At 63.6% G+C, this 21,871-nt stretch carries 16 protein-coding genes; 11 read left to right on the top strand and 5 right to left on the bottom strand.

Features of this window, described 5'->3' with window-relative positions:
* Window positions 1-170: 170 nt before the first annotated feature.
* From KW836_RS15310 to KW836_RS15295, 4 genes are all read left to right on the top strand, one after another.
* Complete coding sequence (locus KW836_RS15310) at window positions 171-2,987, top strand: ATP-binding protein (protein WP_218343823.1); 2,817 nt, start codon at window positions 171-173, stop codon at window positions 2,985-2,987.
* Window positions 2,984-4,219: an EAL domain-containing protein gene (locus KW836_RS15305; RefSeq protein ID WP_218343822.1), complete on the top strand. Its 1,236-nt coding sequence runs from the start codon at window positions 2,984-2,986 to the stop codon at window positions 4,217-4,219. Before KW836_RS15310 ends, KW836_RS15305 begins: the two co-directional genes overlap by 4 nt.
* Before the next feature lie 9 nt (window positions 4,220-4,228).
* The gene (locus tag KW836_RS15300; RefSeq protein ID WP_218343820.1) at window positions 4,229-7,498 is read left to right on the top strand and encodes a hybrid sensor histidine kinase/response regulator; all 3,270 of its coding nucleotides are present in this window, start codon (window positions 4,229-4,231) and stop codon (window positions 7,496-7,498) included.
* Window positions 7,499-7,832: 334 nt separating this feature from the next.
* A complete protein-coding gene (locus KW836_RS15295) occupies window positions 7,833-8,501 on the top strand; it encodes a response regulator transcription factor (RefSeq protein ID WP_175121538.1) in 669 nt (222 codons plus the stop codon).
* Window positions 8,502-8,659: 158 nt separating this feature from the next.
* On the opposite strand, the gene KW836_RS15290 is transcribed toward KW836_RS15295, so the two are convergent.
* Together KW836_RS15290 and poxB are read right to left on the bottom strand one after the other, a co-directional pair.
* Window positions 8,660-9,679 (bottom strand): DNA-binding protein, encoded by a 1,020-nt coding sequence (locus KW836_RS15290; protein WP_218343818.1) that lies wholly within the window; start codon window positions 9,677-9,679, stop codon window positions 8,660-8,662.
* Between the two features lie 341 nt (window positions 9,680-10,020).
* A complete protein-coding gene (gene poxB / locus KW836_RS15285; RefSeq protein WP_218343816.1) occupies window positions 10,021-11,748 on the bottom strand; it encodes a ubiquinone-dependent pyruvate dehydrogenase in 1,728 nt (575 codons plus the stop codon).
* Window positions 11,749-11,967: 219 nt separating this feature from the next.
* Here poxB and KW836_RS15280 point away from each other — a divergent pair, with 219 nt between their 5' ends.
* From KW836_RS15280 to KW836_RS15270, 3 genes are all read left to right on the top strand, one after another.
* The gene (locus KW836_RS15280; protein ID WP_370633031.1) at window positions 11,968-13,086 is read left to right on the top strand and encodes a site-specific integrase; all 1,119 of its coding nucleotides are present in this window, start codon (window positions 11,968-11,970) and stop codon (window positions 13,084-13,086) included.
* 112 nt (window positions 13,087-13,198) lie between these two features.
* A complete protein-coding gene (locus tag KW836_RS15275; RefSeq protein WP_218343814.1) occupies window positions 13,199-14,749 on the top strand; it encodes a sensor domain-containing diguanylate cyclase in 1,551 nt (516 codons plus the stop codon).
* Window positions 14,750-15,019: 270 nt separating this feature from the next.
* A complete protein-coding gene (locus tag KW836_RS15270; RefSeq protein WP_218343812.1) occupies window positions 15,020-16,774 on the top strand; it encodes a diguanylate cyclase in 1,755 nt (584 codons plus the stop codon).
* A 173-nt stretch (window positions 16,775-16,947) separates the two neighbouring features.
* On the opposite strand, the gene KW836_RS15265 is transcribed toward KW836_RS15270, so the two are convergent.
* Window positions 16,948-17,103, bottom strand: coding sequence for a hypothetical protein (locus KW836_RS15265; RefSeq protein ID WP_175121543.1), 156 nt, complete (start codon window positions 17,101-17,103; stop codon window positions 16,948-16,950).
* A 331-nt stretch (window positions 17,104-17,434) separates the two neighbouring features.
* Here KW836_RS15265 and KW836_RS15260 point away from each other — a divergent pair, with 331 nt between their 5' ends.
* The 4 genes from KW836_RS15260 to KW836_RS15245 all read left to right on the top strand — a co-directional run bounded on the left by KW836_RS15260 (window position 17,435) and on the right by KW836_RS15245 (window position 20,782).
* Window positions 17,435-18,013: a TetR/AcrR family transcriptional regulator gene (locus tag KW836_RS15260; protein WP_218343809.1), complete on the top strand. Its 579-nt coding sequence runs from the start codon at window positions 17,435-17,437 to the stop codon at window positions 18,011-18,013.
* 52 nt (window positions 18,014-18,065) lie between these two features.
* The gene (locus KW836_RS15255; RefSeq protein WP_175121545.1) at window positions 18,066-18,545 is read left to right on the top strand and encodes a DUF1348 family protein; all 480 of its coding nucleotides are present in this window, start codon (window positions 18,066-18,068) and stop codon (window positions 18,543-18,545) included.
* 236 nt (window positions 18,546-18,781) lie between these two features.
* The gene (locus tag KW836_RS15250) at window positions 18,782-19,252 is read left to right on the top strand and encodes a tripartite tricarboxylate transporter TctB family protein (RefSeq protein ID WP_175121546.1); all 471 of its coding nucleotides are present in this window, start codon (window positions 18,782-18,784) and stop codon (window positions 19,250-19,252) included.
* 3 nt (window positions 19,253-19,255) lie between these two features.
* Window positions 19,256-20,782: a tripartite tricarboxylate transporter permease gene (locus KW836_RS15245; protein ID WP_175121547.1), complete on the top strand. Its 1,527-nt coding sequence runs from the start codon at window positions 19,256-19,258 to the stop codon at window positions 20,780-20,782.
* A gap of 119 nt (window positions 20,783-20,901) precedes the next feature.
* Here KW836_RS15245 and KW836_RS15240 read toward each other — a convergent pair whose 3' ends face one another.
* Both KW836_RS15240 and KW836_RS15235 read right to left on the bottom strand, forming a co-directional pair.
* Window positions 20,902-21,348: a carboxymuconolactone decarboxylase family protein gene (locus tag KW836_RS15240; RefSeq protein ID WP_175121548.1), complete on the bottom strand. Its 447-nt coding sequence runs from the start codon at window positions 21,346-21,348 to the stop codon at window positions 20,902-20,904.
* Window positions 21,349-21,498: 150 nt separating this feature from the next.
* Window positions 21,499-21,819 carry a SelT/SelW/SelH family protein gene (locus tag KW836_RS15235; RefSeq protein ID WP_175185278.1) on the bottom strand — a complete coding sequence of 107 codons (321 nt, stop codon included), beginning with the start codon at window positions 21,817-21,819 and terminating at the stop codon, window positions 21,499-21,501.
* Between the last annotated feature and the right edge of the window lie 52 nt (window positions 21,820-21,871).

The following is a 21,871-nucleotide window of genomic DNA, read 5'->3' as shown; positions in this document are numbered from 1 at the left end:
TGAGGCGGATTCGGCCTGGTTGATAGCGTTCATAAGGCGACGAGTTTATGGATCGCAATTTCACAAACCAATCGTAAAAGTACGATTTGCGTTGCCATTTGCCCGCGTCATCGGCGCATTTTCAAAATTTTCTTATATCCGCCGTTTGGGGCCATACCTACGATGGGCGCATGCCTGTCAAGGAATCCAATACCCTCTCGCCAGACGTCCAGCCAGTCCCCCGAGCCCCCACGCTGCTCTTGCATCTCTTCGCCGCCGCATTGCTCGCCTGCATCGCGGCGGCCGCTGCATTTCTGCTCTACTGGTCCTTCACCAGCACGGTTTCCACCTACCGGCGCCAGATGAACGCGGCCGCGTACAACGCGCAGATCTTCTTCGATCAGCGGGAGTCGCTGCTTCGCTCGCTGGCGTCCAGCCTGGTCCGCAACACCGATTCCGCGCCGGCCTCCGAAACGCCGCGTCAGTTTGGCAACACAGGGCAGATCAACGTCTTCCCCCTGCACGAAGGTCCCAACGCCTACGACTGGGCGTTGATTCTCACCCCGCGCGATCTCAACGACATTGCGTTCGCGCAGACGCAACTGCTCTTCAGTTCCGTTCGAAATGGGCAGACCACCTATCTCACGCCCCGCCCCGGCCAACCCGCCGGTCCGGATCACGCCGCGCAATCCTGGCTCGCGCGCAAGCTCGCCGTCGCCAATCCCAACGCTGCGCACGGCGGGCAAAACGCCATCAGCTGGCTCAAGCCACCACTGAATGACGCCAAACCCCTGTATCTGTACACGCCTGTCGACGCTTCCGCGCCGAGCGCCGGATGGATCGGCCTGGAACTCGGCGACATCAACGCGGCCATCGACCCGTCTTCGCTGCAGGGCGGCAGCTACCTCCTGCATGATCAGGATGGCGCGCCCGTCCTGCATAGCTCGGACAATGCGCAAACCCTAGCGGGGCTAAGCCGCTACGCCGGACGCGAGGACTCATTCGGCTTGTGGGGACCCGGCCTGCTACCCCGCTACGTCGTGCTCAGCAAGTCCGTCGGCGAAGACGGCTGGCGGTTGGTCTATTACATGCCGATCAGCCGGATCCTGGATGACGCCGCCTACGCCATCCAGGCCACGCTGGGCGGCGCGCTTCTGCTGTGCGCTGCGGTCATCGTCGGCATTCGGCACATCCGCCGGAAACTCGTCGCCCCCGCCCTGCGCCAGTACGAGGCCCTGGCAGAAAGCGTGTCCCTGAATCGAAGACTGGTCGAAGTCGCGCCCGTGGGCCTGTGTCTCTTGCGCCGGGCCGATGGCATGCCGCTGCTGTCGAACGAGCTCGCCAGGGATTGGTTGCTGGAAGACCCCGCACTATTGGCCCGGCTGCTGGCCGACGACGGTCATGGCGCCCAACACGAATACCCGCTGGAAGACGGCCGGTGCCTGTACCTGACCTTCGCGCCCATCACCTATCGCGCCGAGGAAGTCATCCTCTGCGGCATCAACGACATCACTGCATTCAAACGGGTCGAGCACTCCATCACCCAGGCCAAGTTGCACGCCGACGCCGCGAACCACGCCAAGACGGTGTTCCTGACCACCATGAGCCACGAGATCCGGACACCGCTGTTCGGCATCCTTGGCACGCTTGAATTGCTTGGCCTGACCACCATGGACGCCCAGCAGCAGCACTACCTTCATACGATGCAGCAGTCCTCGGCAACCCTGCTCAGCTCCATCAACGACACGCTGGACCTGTCGCGCATCGAGGCCGGCTACCTGAAGCTCGAAACCTCGGAGTTCTCGCCGGTCCAGTTGCTGGACAGCGTCATTGGCACCTATGCGGCGCGCGCCGACGCCAAGGGACTGCACCTGTACGCACTGGCCGACGTGGCCGCGCCGGCGCAAGTTCTGGGCGACTCGACCCGCGTCCGCCAAATCCTCAACAACCTCGTCAACAACGCCATCAAATACACCAGTTCCGGCCAGGTGGTGCTGCGCCTGCAGGTGCTCAGCCAGGACGCGCAATTCGCCACACTGAAATTCCAGGTGGCGGACACCGGCATGGGCATCTCGGCAAAGCACCACGCGCGGCTTTTCGAACCCTACTTCCGTGCTGAATCCGGTGATAACCAGAATGTCCCTGGCACCGGCCTCGGGCTTGCCATATGCCGGCGCCTGTCCGAGATGATGAACGGAACGCTCAGCGCCGTCAGCGAACCCGGCCTGGGCACCAGCATGTCGCTCATCCTGACCCTGCCGCGCGTCGGCGGCGTGCGCACGGACCTGGGTGTGCGGCTGGATTCCAGGCCGGTCTTCGTGCGAGGCGCCAACAACGAGGTGGTCGCGAATCTGTGCCAGTGGTTGCGTCACTGCGGCGCCGTGGCAATGCCATATAAGGCCACTCTCCATGGCCGGCGCGAGGGCAGCGTCCTTGTGGAAACGTGGTCACGCGATTTGACGCCAGCCGTCTGGAGTGGCGCTCGGGTTTTTGCGCAACCCCCGGGCGTGCAGCCGCGGCCGGCTCGCAACACCTGGACGGCCGACAGCCATAGCCTCGCCAGTATCGTCGCGGCGGTCCGGCTGGCGCAGGACAGCGTCGCCACCAAGACGCTTCCCGCGCTGGAGCCGTCGCGAGAGGCGCTCGACATGCACCTGCTGGTGGTCGAGGACAATCCGGTCAGTCGTCAAATCCTGCGCGAACAGCTTGAACACCTGGGATGCACGGTGGTCGTGGCGGCAGACGGCAACGTCGCGTTGGCACTGCCCGAACTCCCCGAGTTCCACGCCATCCTGACCGACCTGCACATGCCAGAGCTGGACGGCTACGCCCTCACCCGCGCGCTCAGAAGCCAGGGCTACACCCGCCCGATCGTGGGAATCACCGCCAGCGCCTTCACCGAAGACCTGCGGCGCAGCTCGGAAGCCGGCATGAACACCGTGCTGCTCAAACCGCTGCCGATTGCCGCGTTGTGCCAGGCGTTGATGCCGTTCAAGGAAGCCGCATGACGAGAAAGCTGTCGGAGTACAGGGTGCTGATCGTGGACGATCATCCATTTCAATGCGTTCACCTGGCCGACCAGCTCGCTTCGGCCGGATTTGGCCGGGCGGATGTGGCGTCTTGCGCCGAGACCGCCCTGGCCAAGACCGCGCGGCAGCCGTATCACCTCGTGCTGATCGACCTGAACATGGCCGGCATGGATGGCGTGCAATTCATCGACCGGCTGTCCCGGCAGGAACAACCTCCCTCACTGGCTATTGTGTCGGCCTGCCTCAAAGGCATCATCAACAGCGTCGCCATGATGGCCAAGGAAAAGGGACTTGCCGTGCTGGGCTCGTTCTCCAAGCCGTTTACCCCGCACCACGCCGCCCAATTGGCCGGCCTGCTCAGCCGCAATCCGCCTGAATCAACGGAACCCACGGAACCGCAACTCGTGCGCCGCACGACGGGCCCCGTATTGGACCGTGCCGCGATCGATAACGCGCTGCATCGCGGGCACCTGCAAGCATGGTTCCAGCCCAAACAATCGCTTGCCACCGGGCGGATCGTCGGCGCTGAGGCGCTGGCGCGGTGGCTGCACCCGGCATTCGGCTGCCTGCCGCCAGACGCATTTCTCACCGCGGTGCGGGCGCACGGGCTGGACAAGGCTCTGCTGCGACATATCCTGGAAGCCGCGCTGAACGCGCACATGCACTGGCGCCAGATGGGCTTTCGGGTGCCCGTCTCCGTCAATTTGCCCACCCAGTGCCTGGACGACCCGGATCTGCCCGACGACCTCGAGGAAATCGTGGCGGCCAAGCGCGTGGCGGCGTCCGAAATCACCTTCGAACTACTCGAGGACGAGACACCGACCATACAAGGCCAATACTATATGGGGGCCAGCCGATTGCGGTTGAAGGGTTTCGGGTTGGCACAGGACGACTTTGGCCGAGGATACAGCTCCATGTACAGCCTGATTTCGACGCCGTTCACCGAACTGAAAATCGACCGCGCCTTTGTCAGTGGCGCGGCACACGACGAAAGCCGGTCGGCGGCGCTGGTGTCTTCGGTACGGCTCGGGCGGCAATTGGGCTTGCAGGTCACCGCCGAAGGCGTGGAAACCGCCCACGATCTCGCGTTCCTCCGCCGCATCGGCTGCGACTGCGTCCAGGGGTATTTCATATCCCCCGCCGTCACCTCCGACCGCTTCAGCCAGATGCTCGCCAGCGAGCGGCAGGCGGCAAATCCTGAGTATCGGTGAGAACCGGCCATGCGAAAGCCCGATACCCCGTTTGCCCGGATCACCCGTACCTCTCGCTGGCTGAATTTCGCCCTCTTCGGCATCTTGCCCTTTGCCCTGGTCCTGGTCGGTGCGCTTTATTGGGGACTGAACCGCATCGTCGAGCAAGAGAGCGATCGTCTGAAGCTCGACTTCTCCATTCTGGTCGGCTACATCCAGGCCCAGGAGCAATTCCTGGGAAAGCTCCGCGCCCACAGCCCCTCGCTGCCCACCGAAAACCTCTCGACAGAAATCACCCTACAGGCGACCGACGTGCCAGAGCGTTTCGGCATGCAGCTCTTTGAAGGTCAACATTCCCACGCGGAAATGGCTTTCTCGCTGGCGTGCGAGCAGGCCTCTGACTGCCCCACCGCAGGCCGCCGCCTTGCGAACCTGGGCGAGTTCGTGGCGGACTTCTATTCAAGTTACTGGGCGGCGTCCTACTATCCCGCCTCCACGATCTTCCTGGTCAACCAGTCGGACAGCATCAGCATGAGCGTGCCCGCCGTCGGCGCCGTGTCGGGGTATGAGCGCCTGAGTCCCGCCGCTTTCCTGACAGTCACCGACGCCATCAGAACGGAGTTGCGCCGCCTGCAGACGGTCCGCCAACGCCTTATTGATCAAGACCTTCCCGGGCATCGCGACCCTCCCAGATCCGGACGCGTCCATTGGTTCAGGTTGGAAGCGCTTTCCGGCAGCATGCTGGGCCTGCTGTACGCCGACATGCCGCAATCTGTCTGGTCCACGGCACGGGATGGAACGTCTGCCGTCTACGCGGCCACGCAATTCAATCATCAGCGGATCAACATCTTCGAAAAGACCCTGCGCAAGCCGCTGCACGGCGGGTTCTGGCTGACGCACCGCAGCGAGGGGCTGCTGCTCGGAGAACCGCCCGGACCGACCGGAACCAAGGACGGCCTGGAATACACGGCAGAAGGGATCGTGCTGCGCATCACGGACCCGTCGGGAGTTTGGACTGGCACTTATCGCGTCAGTTATGGCGCCTTCTTCCAGGACAACCTTTGGCTGCCCGCCATCGCGGGTCTGCTGATTCTGCTCAGCCTTGGGACCGGCATCATGTCTTCGCGATGGTACAGCCGCCACGTCATCGCCCCGGCCTCGAATGCGCAACGCGACATCGTCGAAAAGGAAGAATTCAGCCGGACATTGATCGAGACCGCACCCGTGGCGCTGTGCGTATTGGCGCGACCCGGTGGCGAAGTCGTATTCGGCAACAGCCTGGCGCTTCAATGGCTGGGCGCGGAGGCTGGCCGGGAACTGGACAACTCGCCGCAAACCAACCTGTTCCTGAGGCAGGTGCTCGGCGCAGCCGGTCCGGGTACGATCGCCAGTTTTCAGGCCACGGATGGACGTCCGTTGTACGTGGCCTATGCTCCTACCCGCTACAACCACCAGGACGTGGTGTTGTGCGCCTTCTCGGACATCAGCGCCCGCGCGGTCGTCGAGCAGGCCCTGACGGAGGCCAAGCGCGAGGCAGACAGGGCCAACGAAGCAAAATCGACCTTCCTGGCCACGATGAGCCACGAGATCCGAACTCCTCTCTACGGGGTGCTGGGCACGCTGCAACTCATGAGCCTCACCACCCTCGACGCCGAACAGCGCCAGCACCTGGAGCGCATGCAAAGCTCGTCGGCGATCCTGCTGCAGCTCATCAGCGACGTTCTCGACATCACCAAGATCGAAGCCGGGCAACTCGCGCTGGAGTTTTCGGAGTTCAACCCCCGCGAACTGGTCGAAGAATGCACCAACGCCTACGCGGCGATGGCCGAACAGAAGGGGCTGCTGCTCTTTTGCTGCGTGGATGTCGCCGTGCCCGAATGGATGACGGGCGACCCCGTGCGTATCCACCAGATCCTCAGCAACCTGCTCAGCAACGCCATCAAGTTCAGCGACTCCGGGCATGTGATCGTCCGGCTGACAGTGGCGCAAGTGCTGGCCGACCGGACGCATCTTAGGCTGCAGGTGGTCGACACGGGGATCGGCATCCCCAAGGAAGGACAGGCGCAGCTTTTTGTGCCGTTCTATCAGATCGACAGCGGCTCGCATACCGTGCGCGGCGCTGGCATCGGATTATCCATCTGCGCGCGCCTGGCCGGCCTGATGGGCACCAGCATCAGTGTTACCAGCGAACTCGGGCTGGGCAGCAGCTTCTCATTGGATTTGCCGCTACAAGTGGCAGCCGGCCAGCCATTCAGCCCCCCAGACTTGAGCTGCCTGACCGTATACGTCCGAAGCCCGCATCACGAACTGTCCGAAAACATCAGCCAGTGGCTGAAACGCTGGGGCGCCAAGGCAGTTCCCGCGCCCGCTCCCCTGCCCGCGGGCACGCCAGACGACATCCTTGTGGATGTCCTGAATCCGGGCAGCGGCAACCTGCACGACTGGGCCGGCCACCATGTGCTGGCCAGCGCAAGCGCCAAGCCACCTACCGCGCGCACCGTCCGGGTCATTGCCAGCATCGAACACATTGCCGCCGGCATCCTGGCCGCGGTTCGCGGAGAACACACCGTGGACCCCGAATCCGACATCAGCGCTTTAGCCCCGCTTGGCCTGTCGATCCTCGTCGCCGAGGACAATCCGATCAATCAGGCGACGCTGCAGCATCAACTCGAACAACTCGGCTGCGAGGTCACCCTGGCGTCCGACGGCGCGGAAGCGCTGATGTTGTGGGGGCTTACGCGTTACGACGTGGTCCTGACCGACGTGAACATGCCCCGCATGAATGGCTATGAACTCGTGAAGGCATTGCGGGCCCAGGGCGCCATCGTTCCCGTCATTGGCGTCACCGCCAACGCCATGCGCGAAGAAGAAGAGCGCTGTCTGGCGGCGGGCATGACCTCCTGGCTGGTCAAGCCCATCAGCCTTTCCACACTGCGACGGCATCTTCAGGGAAGCCGCGCGCCATCGGCTGACATTGCCGACGCCACGGCCCCGCCGCGCGCAACGCGCCAACCCGAGCCCGCGCCGGCCGTGCCGGAAAAGTACCGCGCATTGTTCGTCGATACGATGGAAGCCGATATCGCACAGATGGTCCGGGCCCTCGAAACGAACGACCAACGCCTTTTGAGCCGCACGCTGCACCGGATGCGTGGCGCATTGAGCGTCATGCAAATGACCGCAATCACGGAGCGCCTGGAAGCATTGGAGGAGCAGTTGCGCAGCGCCGGGCTGAATGCGGCTGCCCTGGCGGAAAGCCATGCGGTGGTCGAGCTGCTGCGCGATACGCTGGCCCAGGTCTAGCCTTCAAATTCGACGCCGAACAATCCGATATTGCGCCGAAGCCGACTGGCTTTCGAAGCTTGTCTATGTATTGAAAGGGTATCGGGCGGTAGATTCAGCGGCTTTCTCTGTAGCCCTGGCCTCCTGCTTCGCGCGTTTTCTGCCTGCAGCCCAACCGTTTCTCCTCGCCTTTTCAGTGGAGTTTGAACATAAAATGGTCACCGACGGACGTACCGAAATTCCTGGCGCTCTCAGCCTGGCGGGGCCAGCCACGGACCGGCTTCCCCGTACCGTGTCGCAATCCGGACACCCGGGCTTACCAGGCGCAGTCGAACATCAACGCGATGGCGGGACCATGATGAAGCTTTCGTCCGATCAAGATGTTCGGATCATCGTCGCCGACGACCATCCCATCATCTCCCTCGCGCTCGCGGATTCCCTGAACGATGTGCCCGGGTTTACGGTGGTGGCCACGGCTCGCTCGGGCCTCGAACTCGTCACTGCCGTGCAGGACCATCCCTGCCATCTCATCGTCACCGACTTTTCAATGGCCGCCCGGTCCGCGGACGAAGACGGCTTGCGGCTGATTGAGCGGTTGCAGCGCCTGTTCCCGGAAATTCCCATCGTGGTCTTCACGATGTTGTCCAACAGCGGCATACTGAACCAGCTTCGCCAAGTGGGCGTGGCGGGAATCGTCAGCAAGGAGGAGCCGATCGATGAGCTGGTGTCCATCTGTGTGCGCGCGCTGAGCGAGAGCGGGCCGATCCTGTCGCACAGCATCAGCCAGCGGCTCAGCCAGAACGACGTGACCATGGGACGTGCCGGCAAGGGAAAGGGGTTGTCGCCGAAAGAGCTGGAGGTGGTGCGGATGTTTGCGCAGGGCCTATCCGTTACCGAGATCGCGCGGCGCCTTCATCGTTCAGTGGCAACCATCGGCACGCAAAAACAGTCGGCGATGCGCAAGTTGAACATCGAGACCAACGCCGAACTGCTCCGGTACGCGGATGAGCAAGGTTTTTCTTGAAGATTGAGAAGGCAGCGCCCCGGAAGATTCGGCTTTCGGGGCATCTTTTTCGGTTCTTTCCCGGCACGCTGCTCGCATCGAAATATACGAAATCGGGCGCGCCATCCACCACGCGTGAATCACGGTCCTTCAGCCCGCGCCGCCACTACCGGATCCGCTTACTGCGAAGACTGCGCCGGTTTTGGCGTTTCCTGGATTGCCAGCAAGCGGCTCGCCAAATCACCGAACTGGGCGTCTCGCGACTTCAATTGCGCCAACAGATCATTCACCTGCGCGGATGCCGTAGCCAGGCGCTGCGCCAGTTCGGATTCGCGCGCCTGACTAGCCTGTAGCGCATTGGCCGCGGCGACGGCTTCGGTTTGTTGCAGGCGCTGGTCGGCCAACCCCTGCGCCTGCAAGGCGGCCGCCTGTTGTTCCGACGCGCGAAGTTGCGCTTGGGACGCAGCGAGCGCTTCCCGCAGTTGATCTGCCTGTTGCTGGGCGGCGGACAGCGATGCATCCAGGCGGGTTTGCAGGCGCTTTACGCTTCCTCGCTCCGCATCCAGTTCGTTGAGCCATCGCCGCTCGTGGGCAGCGTGACGCGCTTCCAACGCTGCAATGGCCTGTGCGTGGCGGTCGCGATCCTGTTCGGCGTCAGCCAGCAGGGCCTTGTTGGCGCCGCGGGCGTCCTCCAGGCTGTCCTGCGAGGCGGCTAGCGCCTTGTCTCGCTGGCGCAATTGCGCTTCGGCCGCTTGCAGGCGGGCTTCGGTGGTTGCCAGTTGGGCCGTGGCGACTTTCAACGCTTCCTGCAGGTCGTGCTCGCGCTCAAGCAGTTGCGCTTCGCGCTGTTCCAGCTGCTCGGCCTGCGCCGCAAACCGTTCCCCTTCCCGTGCCAGTTCTTCCCAGCGCTCCTGATAAGCCTGGGCCTGTTCTGCCCTGGCCGCAGCCAGCGCCGCTTCCCAAAAATGCGTCGCCGCTTGTGCGATCGGATCCGGCACGGCAGGCGGTGCAGCGAAAGCGCCCGGATCCTGGATGCGCGCGCCAAGGGCGCGAAACCAGGTTTCCAGATGCGGGCTAACTGTGTTGGGAGAGCCCCGGCCGATCTTCTGCCGTACCCGCTCGATCGTGGGCCGGGCGCCTTCGAGCAACAGTGCGTCTGCCGCGGTCCAGACATCTGATTCGGTGATTCCATTGGCCATGTTGATGTTCTGTCGAGTTAGACGGTCGAATTAGTCACGATAATGGAACCTTATCGTGAGTTATTTGCGATATATGTTTTATATCGTACATCGTACGTATGATTTCGTACATTTAAGTCGAAAGATACGCGCACATGCCGCTAGCGCGCAAGTCAGCAGGACGTCCGCGCTCTTCGAGACGCTTCTGCCGCAAATATTCGGTGGAACTCGGTTAATCGCTGAGCAAATCACAAGACAGGCACGGGCAGGAGGCTGCTGCACCCTTCCCTCACGACTTCGCAAAAGACCCAGTCGGCTAACGCGCCGCGCCCGTCGCCAGAATGTCGCCCGTTCGTTTCAACTCACCGCCCCAGATTTGTCCTCGCCAATTCGATTACCTCGTCACCCCTGCCGTTCATGATGGCCTTCAGCATGTACAGCCCAAACCCTTTGGCCTGTTCGAGCTTTATCTTGGGCGGGACGATCAACTCTTGCGACGAGGTCAACACATCGACCAGCACCGGGCCGGGATGGGCAAGCGCTTCCTGCAACGCCGCATCCAGGAATTCGGACGATTCCACTCGGATGCCGCGTACGCCGACGGCTTCGGCCATGGCGGCGAAATTGGGGTTCTGCAGGTCGGTGCCGGTATCCAGGAACCCGGCCGCTTTCATTTCCATGGAGACGAAGCCCAACGAGCCGTTGTTGAAGACGACGATCTTCACGGGAAGCTGCAACTGCGACAACGACAGAAAATCTCCCATCATCATCGTGAACCCGCCATCGCCGGACATGGAAATCACCTGCCGGCCCGGCGCCGCCGCCTGCGCGCCGATCGCCTGGAGCATGGCGTTGGCCATGGAGCCGTGGTTGAAGGAACCCAGCAAGCGGCGCTTGCCGTTCATGGTGAGATATCTTGCCGCCCATACGGTGGGCGAACCGACTTCCGCTGCAAAGATGGCGTCGTCATCGGCCAATTCGTTGATGCGCCGGGCCAGATACTGGGGATGCAGCGGCCGGCCGGCGGGCGCGGGAGCGGCCAGGTTGTTGAGCTCTTTGCGGGAATCCCGGTAATGCCGAAGCGCGGCGTCAAGGAAGGCGCTGTCCTGGCGGTCCTCCAGTTGCTCGAGCAGCGCGGCGATGGTCTCGCCCACGTCGCCAACAAGACCCATCGTCAGCGGCACGCGTCGGCCCAGGGCGCTGGGATCGCGATCGACCTGCACGATCTTTGCGTGTTTGGGATAGAACGGGCGGTACGGAAAATCCGTGCCCAGCATCAGCAGCAGGTCGGCGTTTTCCATTGCGTGATAGCCGGAAGAAAAGCCGATGAAGCCGGTCATGCCGACGTCGCAAGGGTTGTCCCATTCGACGTGCTCTTTGCCGCGCAACGCATGGATGACAGGAGCCTTGAGCCGCTGGGCCAGCGCGACCACGGCATCGTGGCTGCCGGCGCAGCCGCTACCGGCCAGGATCGACACCTTCCCCGCCCCGTTCAGCAGTTGGGCCAGCTTCTTCACCGCCGTCGCGTCCGGGCGGATGTGAGGAGGCGCCGGAGGCTGCGGCCACGAGGCCGGCACGTCCGAAGGGGCTGCGGCGAGCGCCACGTCGCCCGGTATCACCAGGACGGACACGCCTTGCCTGCCGACCGCCGTATTGATGGCGCGGGCCAGTATTCCCGGAAGTTGCGCCGGGTTGGAGACAAGCTCGACGAAGTCGGAGCATTCCTTGAACAGGTCCTGGGGATGGGTTTCCTGGAAATATCCCAACCCGATCTCGGACGACGGAATGTGGGCGGCGATGGCCAGCACGGGGACGCGGCTGCGCTGGCAGTCGAACAGGCCATTGATCAGATGCAGATTGCCGGGTCCGCAACTGCCGGCGCATACCGCCAGCGTGCCGGTGATGGCAGCTTCTGCGCCGGCGGCGAAAGCCGCGGTCTCCTCGTGGCGGGTGTGCATCCACTCGATCCGGCCCATCCTGCGAAGGCTGTCGTTCAGTCCATTGAGACTGTCGCCTGTCACGCCCCAGATGCGGCGGACGCCAACTTCAGCAAGCACTTTGACAAGATAGTCTGCGACGGTTGCGGCCATGGATTGCTCCTTGAGGGAACGCCGCCGGGACACTTACCGCTACGGTTTGCCCTAGCGTCGGAAGTTGACTTGCGTGCGGGAAATCGTAGCACCGCGCCCGGCGCCCTGCGCAACGGCCGGACGCCGGTAGCCGCACGCTCACCGGCTAACATGACGGGATTATTCGACTGTTTTATTACCAAAACCAAAGGGACGGCCAACTGCCGTGGGCGCGGAAACATGAATGATTTGCCTGGCATGGCCCCGGCGCTGACAGCCGCCTTGGCGCCGCTGGATCCCGACACGCTCGACAGCCACGCCGACGCCGCCGTGCGCGACCTGATGCGCGAAGGCAGTTCGGCCAACACGGCATCAAGCTACCGCGCGGCGATCCGATACTGGTCGGCGTGGTTCGGGTTGCGGTATGGCAAGGCCTTCGCCTTGCCCGTGTCCGAGGCCGCAGTCATTCAATTCGTGGTGGACCACGCGCAACGGTCTTCCGATACCGGCCTGGAGTGGGAGCTGCCGCTGGCTCTGGACCGGGAACTGGTGCGGCTGAAGGCGAAAGGCAAGCTTGGCGCGCCGAGCCTGAACACGCTGCTGCAGCGCTTGTCCGTGCTGTCCAAGGCGCATGAGTTGCTGGGGCACCCGAACCCCTGTCGCGGCGCCGCTGTGCGAGAGCTGGTGTCCAAGACCCGCCGGGCCTATGCCCGCCGCGGCGTGGCGCCCGCGCGCAAAGAGGCGCTGACGCGCGAACCGCTTGAAGCCATGCTGGAGACCTGCGACGACTCGTTGCGCGGCAAGCGGGACCGTGCGCTGCTGCTGTTCGCTTGGGCCAGCGGCGGCCGCCGCCGCTCGGAGGTGGTGCGCGCCACGATGGAAAACACCCGCCGCACGGGCGATGGCTATCTTTTTACGATGGCGCATTCCAAAACAAACCAGACGGGCGCCGTCCGGGCGCAGGACCAGAAGCCGATCCTGGGCAAGGCTGCTGAAGCGCTGGCCGACTGGCTGGCAGCCAGCGGCGTCCAGCAAGGGCCGATCTTCAGGCGGGTGCGGCGTGGCGATGTCGTGGCCGAGCCGCTGGCGGCCGCGGCCGTGCGCGACATCGTCCTGGAACGCAGCCGGCTGGCGGGGCTGGACGGCGCGTATTCGGCGCACAGCCTGCGCTCGGGCTTTGTGACGGAAGCCGGCCGGCGCAACGTGCCGCTGGGCGACACCATGGCGATGACCGGCCACGCCAGCGTGGCGACGGTGATGGGGTACTTCCGGGCCGGGGCGGCGGCGCAATCGCCCGCGGCGCGCCTGCTGGACGACCCGCCTGCCCCAGACCTACAGGATCCGCGCAACCTGCCGTAATGCAGGCAGTGACTTTACAATCACTGCGCTCCGGCCCTCGTCCCGACCGATATCCTTCGAATCAACGGTAAGCGCCCGGACGCCTGGCTCGTCCGCTGCCCGTTCCGATCCCATGCAAATCAATCTCCGCGGGCTTGTGCTTGCGCTTACCGTCTTCAGCGCCATCGCCGCCACGGCCAATGCCCTGTATGCAAGCTATCGCGTGCAGCGGGAGCAATTGATCGAGAACACGCTCGAATCGAACCGCGTCTACGCGACGAAGCTGGCCGAAGGCGCGGCCAGTTTTCTGCGATCGGCGCAGCAGCAGTTGGGATACAGCGCCCGGCACATGCCCGATCTGATGGCGTCCCCGGATCGCCTGGCTGCCGAAGTGATGCGCGTGCAGCAACAGACGGACAGCTTCAACTCGGTGGGCGTGGTGGGCGCGGACGGCACCATCCTGGCCACCACGGCGTCTTTCCGCAACTTTCTGGGCGTGCAGGTCGACAGCCCCGGCAGCCGCGCCGCCTTGAGCAAACGCCAGCCCATGATCAGCAAGCCGTACGTGTCCATCGCGGGCAATCTGCTGATCAATGTCACGCACCCGATCTTTTCGAACGACGGCGTCTACATGGGGTACGTCGGGGGCACGATCTACCTGCGTAATGAAAGCGCGTTGAACGAGCTGTTGGGCAAGCATCATTACCACGACGGGTCGTATCTGTATGTGGTGGATGGCGATGGACAGCTTCTCTATCACACCGATCCCGCGCGCGTCGGCGAAATAGTCCTGACGAATCCGGTGGTCGCCTCGGTGATCAAGGGCAATACCGGCGCGATGCGCGTCATCAATACCAAGGGGGTGGACATGCTGGCCGGGTACGCACCGGTGCCCATCAGCGGTTGGGGCGTGGTGGCGCAGCGCCCCGCCCAGGTCACGTTGGAACCGATCCACGACCTGATCTGGGCGTTGCTGGGCTATGCCGCACCGCTGGCGGTGGCTTTCCTGCTGGCCATCTGGTGGTGCGCCCGCATGATTTCGCTGCCGCTGTCGCAACTGGCCACGAACGTGGAGCATCAGGACGTATCCGTGGCGATGCAGCGCGTGCAGTCCGTGAAGGCCTGGTACTTCGAGGCCGAACGGCTCAAGCGCGCCGTGATGGCCAGCTTCACGAGCCTGCAGGACAAGATCGGCAAACTGAACCTGGCGAGCATCACGGACCCGCTGACCGGGCTGCGCAACCGACGCGGCACGCAGGACGCGGTGGACCAGATGCAGGCCGGCAGCACGCCGTTTTCGGTGGTGGCGCTGGATATCGATCACTTCAAGCGCATCAACGATACCTACGGCCACAACGTCGGCGACGAGGTGATTCGCGATATGGCGCAGATCATGCGTGAATGTTCGCGGCCGTCGGACGTGCTGTGCCGCAACGGCGGAGAGGAGTTCCTGATCCTGTTGCCCGGCGTGGCGGCGCGGGAGGCGGTGAATGTGGCCGAGCGGCTGCGCGCGCATATTGCAGAACGGCCATTGCACGGCGCCAACCGCGTGACGGTATCGGCGGGCGTGGCCCAGTGGCCGTCGACAGGACCGGACGTGGATGAGACGTTCCGGGCGGCCGACGCGGCGTTGTATGTGGCCAAGCAGCAGGGGCGCAATCGCGTCGTCATGCACGAGGTGTGAAGCCCGTCGGGTGAATTCGCCGTGGCGGCGCCAAGCCGCAGCGGCTCGGCACCAGGATCCAGTGCGCGTTCCAGCAAGAGGCCTAGGCAGATATGACACGAAGACTGGTCGCCGCAAGATTTCGCAGAAAACCGCAATTAACCGCATTCCAGCGAAATATTCTTGCCTACATAAATTGAAATCCGGCGGAATCTGCCAAAGCCCCAATATCAGCAAGGGCAATTACAGTATTCTGCGCAGCTTCGACTTTGCCTGGACCTGCACGCCGAGATGTTGCGCCCCGCCGTCGCGCCAAAATCCCTGGAACGTCATTTCATCGCGCTGGCTGTAGGCGTGCTGTTGCTGGTGTCGGTGCTTGCCGGCATCCTGCTGTACCAGAACTGGCAGTCGTACGGCGCGGCGTCGGAGGCGCGGCAGGCATTTGCCTCGGTGCGCGCGACGATCCGCGTCATGGAGCGAGCCTCCGCCGAGCGCGGCCCCATGAACGCGGCGCTGGGATCTGCCCTGCCCGTGCCGCCGGAGGTCATGGCATCGCTGGCCGCGGCTCGGACACGCACGGACAGGTTGATCGAGGCGCTGCTGGCGCTGCACGCCGGCGCCGACGGCAAAGCCAAGCGCGGCGAGATCCAACGCATACGCCAGGCGCTAGCCGAAGCGCGCCAGGACGTCGACCGACTGATCGCCGCCCCGCGCGGTCAGCGATCCGGCCAGATGCTGTGGGACGCGGTCAGCGCCATGGTGCGCATCATTCCGCAATGGCAGGCGAGCCTGGCCGTCAACGCGGGGCTGGTCATGCGCAGCGAAGCCAATGCGCCCAGCCTGTTGACGCTGGCACTGCTGGCCAGCGAACTGCGCGAACAGGCCGGCCTGCTCGGTTCCACCTATACGCCCGCTTTAAGCCAGCGCCGGCAGTTGACCGACGAGGAACAGTACCGTATCGAACGCGTGCTCGGCAGGATCGACGAGTTGCACGCGCTGATCAGGGCTCGGATGGCGACACATCCGGATGTGCGGGCGACCGAGGTGTATGCGCGGATGGAAGCGCGCTATTTTGGCGAAGGCCTGGCCTACCTTGACGATGTGCGCGAGCAGGCATCGCGGCAGTGGGACGAAGCCTCTGTCTCGACTGGCGATCTGGCCGCGGCGTATGTGCCGATGATGGGCGCCATCACCGAGTTCCGCGACGTGCTGCTGGACGAGATGGAACGTCACATCGACGCGCACCGCATGTCAGCAGCCCGATTGCTTGCCGTGACCCTGGCGGCGACCGCCCTGCTCGTGGCGGCGCTGGCCGTGGCGCTGGTGCAATTCCGCAAGCGCGTGATCCAGCCTTTTGCACTGGCCACGCGCATCATCGGATCAATCGCCAGCGGGTCGACGCCGGCCAAGATTCCACCGGGCAAATACCATGGCGAAGTCGAGGAGGTCTTCAATGCGCTGCGCGTGTTGAAGGAAAACGCCGCGGCGCGCAAGCGCCTTGAGACGGAGCGCGACCGGCTGATTGCGGACTTGGCGCATACCGCCGAAACGGACTACCTGACGGGATTGTTGAACCGGCGCGCCTTCGAGAAGCGGTTTGAGGCGGCGTGCGCCCATTGGGACGAAAGCCAGCCGATGCTGGCCTTCATCCTGTTCGATATCGACCACTTCAAGACCATCAATGACACGTACGGCCATGCGAGCGGCGACCTGGCGCTCAAGGCCGTGGCCGATTTATGCCGCACAGTCTGGCGTCAGTCAGATGTGGTCGCGCGCGTGGGCGGAGAGGAATTTGCCGTGCTGTGCCGCACGCGCGGCGCGCAGCAGGCGGTAGAGATGGCGGAACGCATGCGTGCAAGCATCGGCGCAAGCACCGTCACGTCGGAAAGCGGCGCCACGTTTGGCCTGACGGCCAGCTTCGGCGTGGCATGCATTTCCTGGAGCCATGCGGAATCCGTCAGCGGCCTTTTCCGTGCCGCTGACGAACTCTTGTATCTGGCGAAATTGAACGGGCGCAATCAGGTCCAGCAACGCACCCTGGGATGACATCGTTTCTGGCGGCCCGGAAGTTTGGTGGCCCAGAAGCTAGACGGCCCAGAAGCTAGACGGCCCAGAAGCTTGACGGCGGCTGGGCCGTCTAGCTTCTGGGCCGATGGGCGATGCGCTCAGCGGATTACCTGACTACTGCTACCTGCAGAGCGGATTGCCCGCTTGCCGGATTACGACTTGACGCGTGAAACGTCGGCCTGCTTGGAGGTCTCGGCGCTACGGGAAGGCGCGTCGTGACGGTCGGACTGCTTGTTGGATTCGGGCGCTTTCCAATTCAGCGGGGGGATCTCGAAGCTTCCCTTCTTGGCAGTCAATTGATGAGTCATAAGCATGCTCCTGGACAGGCACATGGCTTCCCCCGCCGAGCACCATGCACAGATTCTGGCGGGCCATGAATGCCGCGGGTGCGGGGGAGCATTCAGAAAGCAGGCGGCGCCGGGAAGAGGTATCGGCAGTTTTATTGTTTTTTTGCCGATAGATGAAAGATTTTAGCTCAAAGTTGACAGAAATAGCAAGCAGGAGTACCGGATGCCGTTTGCTCGCGGCATCCATTCGATGCCAAGCGGTGCTGGCAACGACTCAAAACTGCGAGTGATTGACTTTGGAGAATGATCGTTCTACCATCTGCCCATTGCAGATAGAACGATCATTCTCCATATGTCCGACACCGCCCTCACCCCCGCCTCCGACGTGCGTGAAAAGCTGCTGCGCGCCACCGAACATCTGATCTATGGCGGCGGCATCAATGCCACCGGCATGGACCTCATCGTCAAGACCTCTGGCGTATCCCGCAAGACCATCTACAACCACTACGGCACGAAGGAAGTCCTGGTTGCCGCTGCACTGACGGCCCGCGACGAGCGTTGGATGCAGTGGTTCATCGACGCCACGACCCGCGCGCCCTCGCCGCGTGCTCGCCTTCTGTCCATCTTTGATGCGCTGCGCGAATGGTTCGCGTCGGACGGCTTTCGCGGCTGCGCGTTCATCAACGCCGCCGGCGAAATCGGCGACGCGGACAGCCCGATCCGCGCGGTAGCCCGGCGCCACAAGGAACGTCTGCTTGCCCACGTGCTGTCGCTGGTGCAGGCCGCGGGCCTGCCGCACGCCGATGAGCGCGCGCGCCAATTGCTCGTGCTGATCGACGGTGCGATTGCCGTGGCCATGGTCACGGGCGATGCATCCATCACCGACAGCGCCGAACGCGCCGCCCAGGCGCTGCTTGACGCGGACCACTGAGTCCGCGTCCTCCACTTGCTTTTTTCACCCCCCTGTCCATGAGGCCTTTGCCATGACGACCCCCTCCGAAGTCCGCCCGCCCCTTCCCCCCTTCACGCACGAAAGTGCCATCCAGAAGGTCCGCCTGGCCGAAGACGGCTGGAACAGCCGCGATCCCGACAAGGTTTCGCTGGCCTACAGCCTGGACACGCACTGGCGCAACCGCGCCGAGTTCGCAACGAACCGCGAGGAAGCGCGTGCGTTTCTGGCGCGCAAATGGGCGCGCGAGCTGGACTACCGCCTGATCAAGGAGCTGTGGGCCTACAACGGCAACCGCATCGCGGTGCGCTATGCCTACGAGTGGCATGACGATTCGGGCAACTGGTTCCGTTCGTATGGCAACGAGAACTGGGAGTTCAACGAAGACGGCCTGATGTTCAACCGCTATGCGTGCATCAACGACATGCCGATCAAGGAAGCGGACCGCAAGTTCCATTGGCCGCTGGGACGCCGTCCCGACGATCATCCGGGGCTGTCGGAACTGGGCCTGTAGTACCCATCAATACGCATGCGCGCATGTGATCCGCATGCGCGCAACGCCCGCTTTTCGGTTGAAAAAGGCCTAGGGATTTCCCCCGGTTTCGTGGCGATACGCACACCCGCGCGCAACTTTCGCGAACCTTGAAAGGTGAACGGAAGTTTGGATTTTTAGACTCCCGCATTCATTGCAGTGTCAGCTTTTGTTCAGACCGCAGTCAGACATAAGCACAACAACGGGAGGAAAAGACCATGCAATCAAAAAGCAGCGCCGTACGGCGCGAGGCGTGGGCCGCGGGCACGATGATCGTGCTGGGCCTGGGCGCCATCGCGCAGGCGTCAACCTACACATTGGGAAGCCTTGATCGCATGGGTCCTGGCATGTTCCCCGCGATTCTGGGCGTGCTGCTCGTCCTTCTGGGGCTGGCCATTGCCAAGACAGCGACGTCGCCCGTGGTTGCCGAGGAAGATGCCGAAGAAGTGGCGCCGCCCGAGTGGCGCGGCTGGGGCTGCATCATCGGCGGGTTGCTGTCCTTCATTCTGATCGGCAAGTTCGGCGGCCTGGTGCCGGCGACCTTCGTGCTGGTCTTCATCTCTGCCATGGGCGATCGCCAGCACACCTGGCGCAGCGCAGCCATTCTTGCCGCCGGTGTGACGGTGCTTGGCGTGGCGGTTTTCTCCTGGGCCCTGCAGCTCCAGTTTCCGTTGTTCCGCTGGGGTTGATCCATGGAAATCTTCAATAACCTGATGCACGGGTTCTCTGTCGCGTTCGCGCTGGACAACCTGATGTGGGCCATCTTCGGCGTGTTCATGGGCAACCTGATCGGCGTGCTGCCGGGCATGGGCGTGCTGGCCGCCATTTCGATCCTGCTGCCGCTGACCTACACGATGACGCCCACCGCGGCGTTGGTGATGCTGTCCGGCATCTACTACGGCTCGCAATACGGCGGCGGGATCACGTCGATCATGCTAAACCTGCCGGGCACCGCGTCGCATGCGGTAGCGTGTCTGGACGGCAATCCGCTGGCGCGCAACGGCAAGGCCGGCTCGGCGCTTTTCATGCTGATGTTCTCGTCGTTCTGCGGCGCGTCCGTCGGCATCCTGGCGATGATCCTGTTCTCGCCGCTGCTGGTTGACGTTGCGTTCAAGTTCGGTCCGGCCGAGTACTTCTCGATGATGATGCTGGGCCTGCTGGCCGGCGCCACGCTGGCCAAGGGATCGGCGATCAAGGGCGTGGCGATGGTCGTGGTCGGCCTGCTGCTGGGCGTGGTGGGCACGGACGTCAACACGGGCACGATGCGCTTTCACTTCGGCATCCTGGAACTGTCCGATGGCCTGCAGATCGTGGCGCTGGCCATGGGCCTCTTCGGCGTGGCGGACTTCCTGAAGAACATCAATCGCATCGGCGGCGACAGCAAGGTCACGTCCGCGAAGGTGAGCCTGAAGTCCATGCGTCCGGAAGCCGGCGACATCAAGCAATCGCGCGGCGCGCTGGTGCGCGGCACGGCCATCGGCGCGGCGTTCGGCATCCTGCCGGGCACGGGTCCGACCATTGCGTCGTTCATCTCGTACGCAACGGAAAAGAAGGTTGCAAAGGAACCGCGCCGTTTCGGCCGCGGCGCCATCGAAGGCATCGCCGGTCCGGAAGCGGCCACCAGCGCCTCGACGCAGACCAGCTTCATCCCGACCATGAGCCTGGGTATCCCTGGCGACCCGGTCATGGCGCTGATGCTGGGCGCGCTCATCATCCACGGCATCCAGCCGGGTCCGCAGATGATGATCGAGCACGCCGACATGTTCTGGGGGCTGATCGCCAGCTTCTGGGTCGGCAACGTGCTGCTGCTGCTCTTGAACCTGCCGCTGATCGGCATGTGGGTGCGCCTGTTGACCGTTCCCTTCCGCTATCTGTTCCCTGCTGCGCTGTTCTTTGTCTGCGTGGGGGTCTACAGCACGAACAACAACCTGTTCGACGTGGGGATGGTGACCTTGTTTGGCGCGGCGGGTTACGCGCTGATCCGGCTGCGGTTTGAACCGGCGCCGCTGCTGCTGGGCTTTGTGCTCGGGCCGATGGTGGAAGAAAACTTCCGCCGCGCCCTGCTGCTGTCCCGTGGTGAGCTGTCGATCTTCGTGACGCGGCCCATCAGCCTGGGCTTCATCCTGGCGTGCGTGGGACTGATCGCGTTGCTCGCGGTGTCGGCCCTGCGCGCACGCAAGGCGCGCGAAGCGCTCAAGCACGCGGAGTCTGCTGCGTAACCGCAAGGCAAGTTTCGGGGTAGTGCTGCTTTGGCCGGTCTCGCAAGGACCGGCCTTTTTTTTGCGTATCGCTGGCTGACCGCAAACGCCGCGCACGTCTGGCTGGCGTTGTGGGGCTTTTATGCCTTGGCGGCGACGGGAACCCGGAAGGGAACGCCCAATCGATTGAACGCGTTCATGGCAGCGATCGCGATCGTAAGGTCGACCAGGTCCTTCGGTGCGAACGCGGCCGAGGCGGCGGCGTAGGCTTCGTCCGAGGCGTGCGTTTCGCTGACGCGGGTCACTTCCTCTGCCCACGCCAATGCTGCGCGTTCCTGGTCTGAGAACAGGTGGTGAACTTCGTCCCACACGGGCACCAGCGTGATCTTGTCGACCGACATGGTTTTGCGCAGGTCACGGGTGTGCAGGTCGATGCAGTGCGCGCAGCCATTGATCTGCGAGACGCGCAGAAAAACGAGATGCACGAGTTCCGCGGGTAGCGCCGTGCGCTGCGTGACGTAGTGATGGATACCAAAGAGCGCCTTCGCGCCGTCGGGTGCGGTTTCTTGCCAGTTCAGGCGGGTCATTCCAATTCCTTTTGCTGTGGTTGATGACCGCAACATTACCCTGCCGCATGCCGGTGCAACAGGGCCAAGAATTGGCGTATTGACTGATCCAAGATGACTGGGCCCCTTCCTGGCCAGCGGCATTGCCTACCTTTTCCCGAAGGCGGCCTTTCAGCGTTCGGGTGCGGACGCGTCGCTGCCGCCATGACCGTCGATGTGCCCAAGCGGGCGGCCCGGATCCAGGCGGTCGCGCACGCGCTGCTTCAGCACCTTGGCGTCGGGAAAACCGCCGTCGCGCTTGCGGTCCCAGATCAGGTCGCCGTTGTAGGTGATCTGGAAAATGCCACCTGTACCCGGTTGCAGCGCCACTTCGCCCAGATCGGTCGAAAACGTGGATAGCAGTTCCTGCGCCATCCAGCCGGCGCGCAGCAGCCACTGGCACTGCGTGCAGTAAAGGATGACGATGCGAGGGCGCAAGGCGGGCGGGTTCATGGGTGAGTGATTCTACTCCGGCGCGACCGCCCGCGATCCTGGATAATGTCGG

The organism is Achromobacter sp. ACM05, from assembly GCF_019218915.1.
Taxonomy (GTDB): domain Bacteria; phylum Pseudomonadota; class Gammaproteobacteria; order Burkholderiales; family Burkholderiaceae_B; genus Achromobacter; species Achromobacter animicus.
Note: the sequence above shows the minus strand (reverse complement) of the source record. Positions and strands in the feature narration are given on the sequence as shown.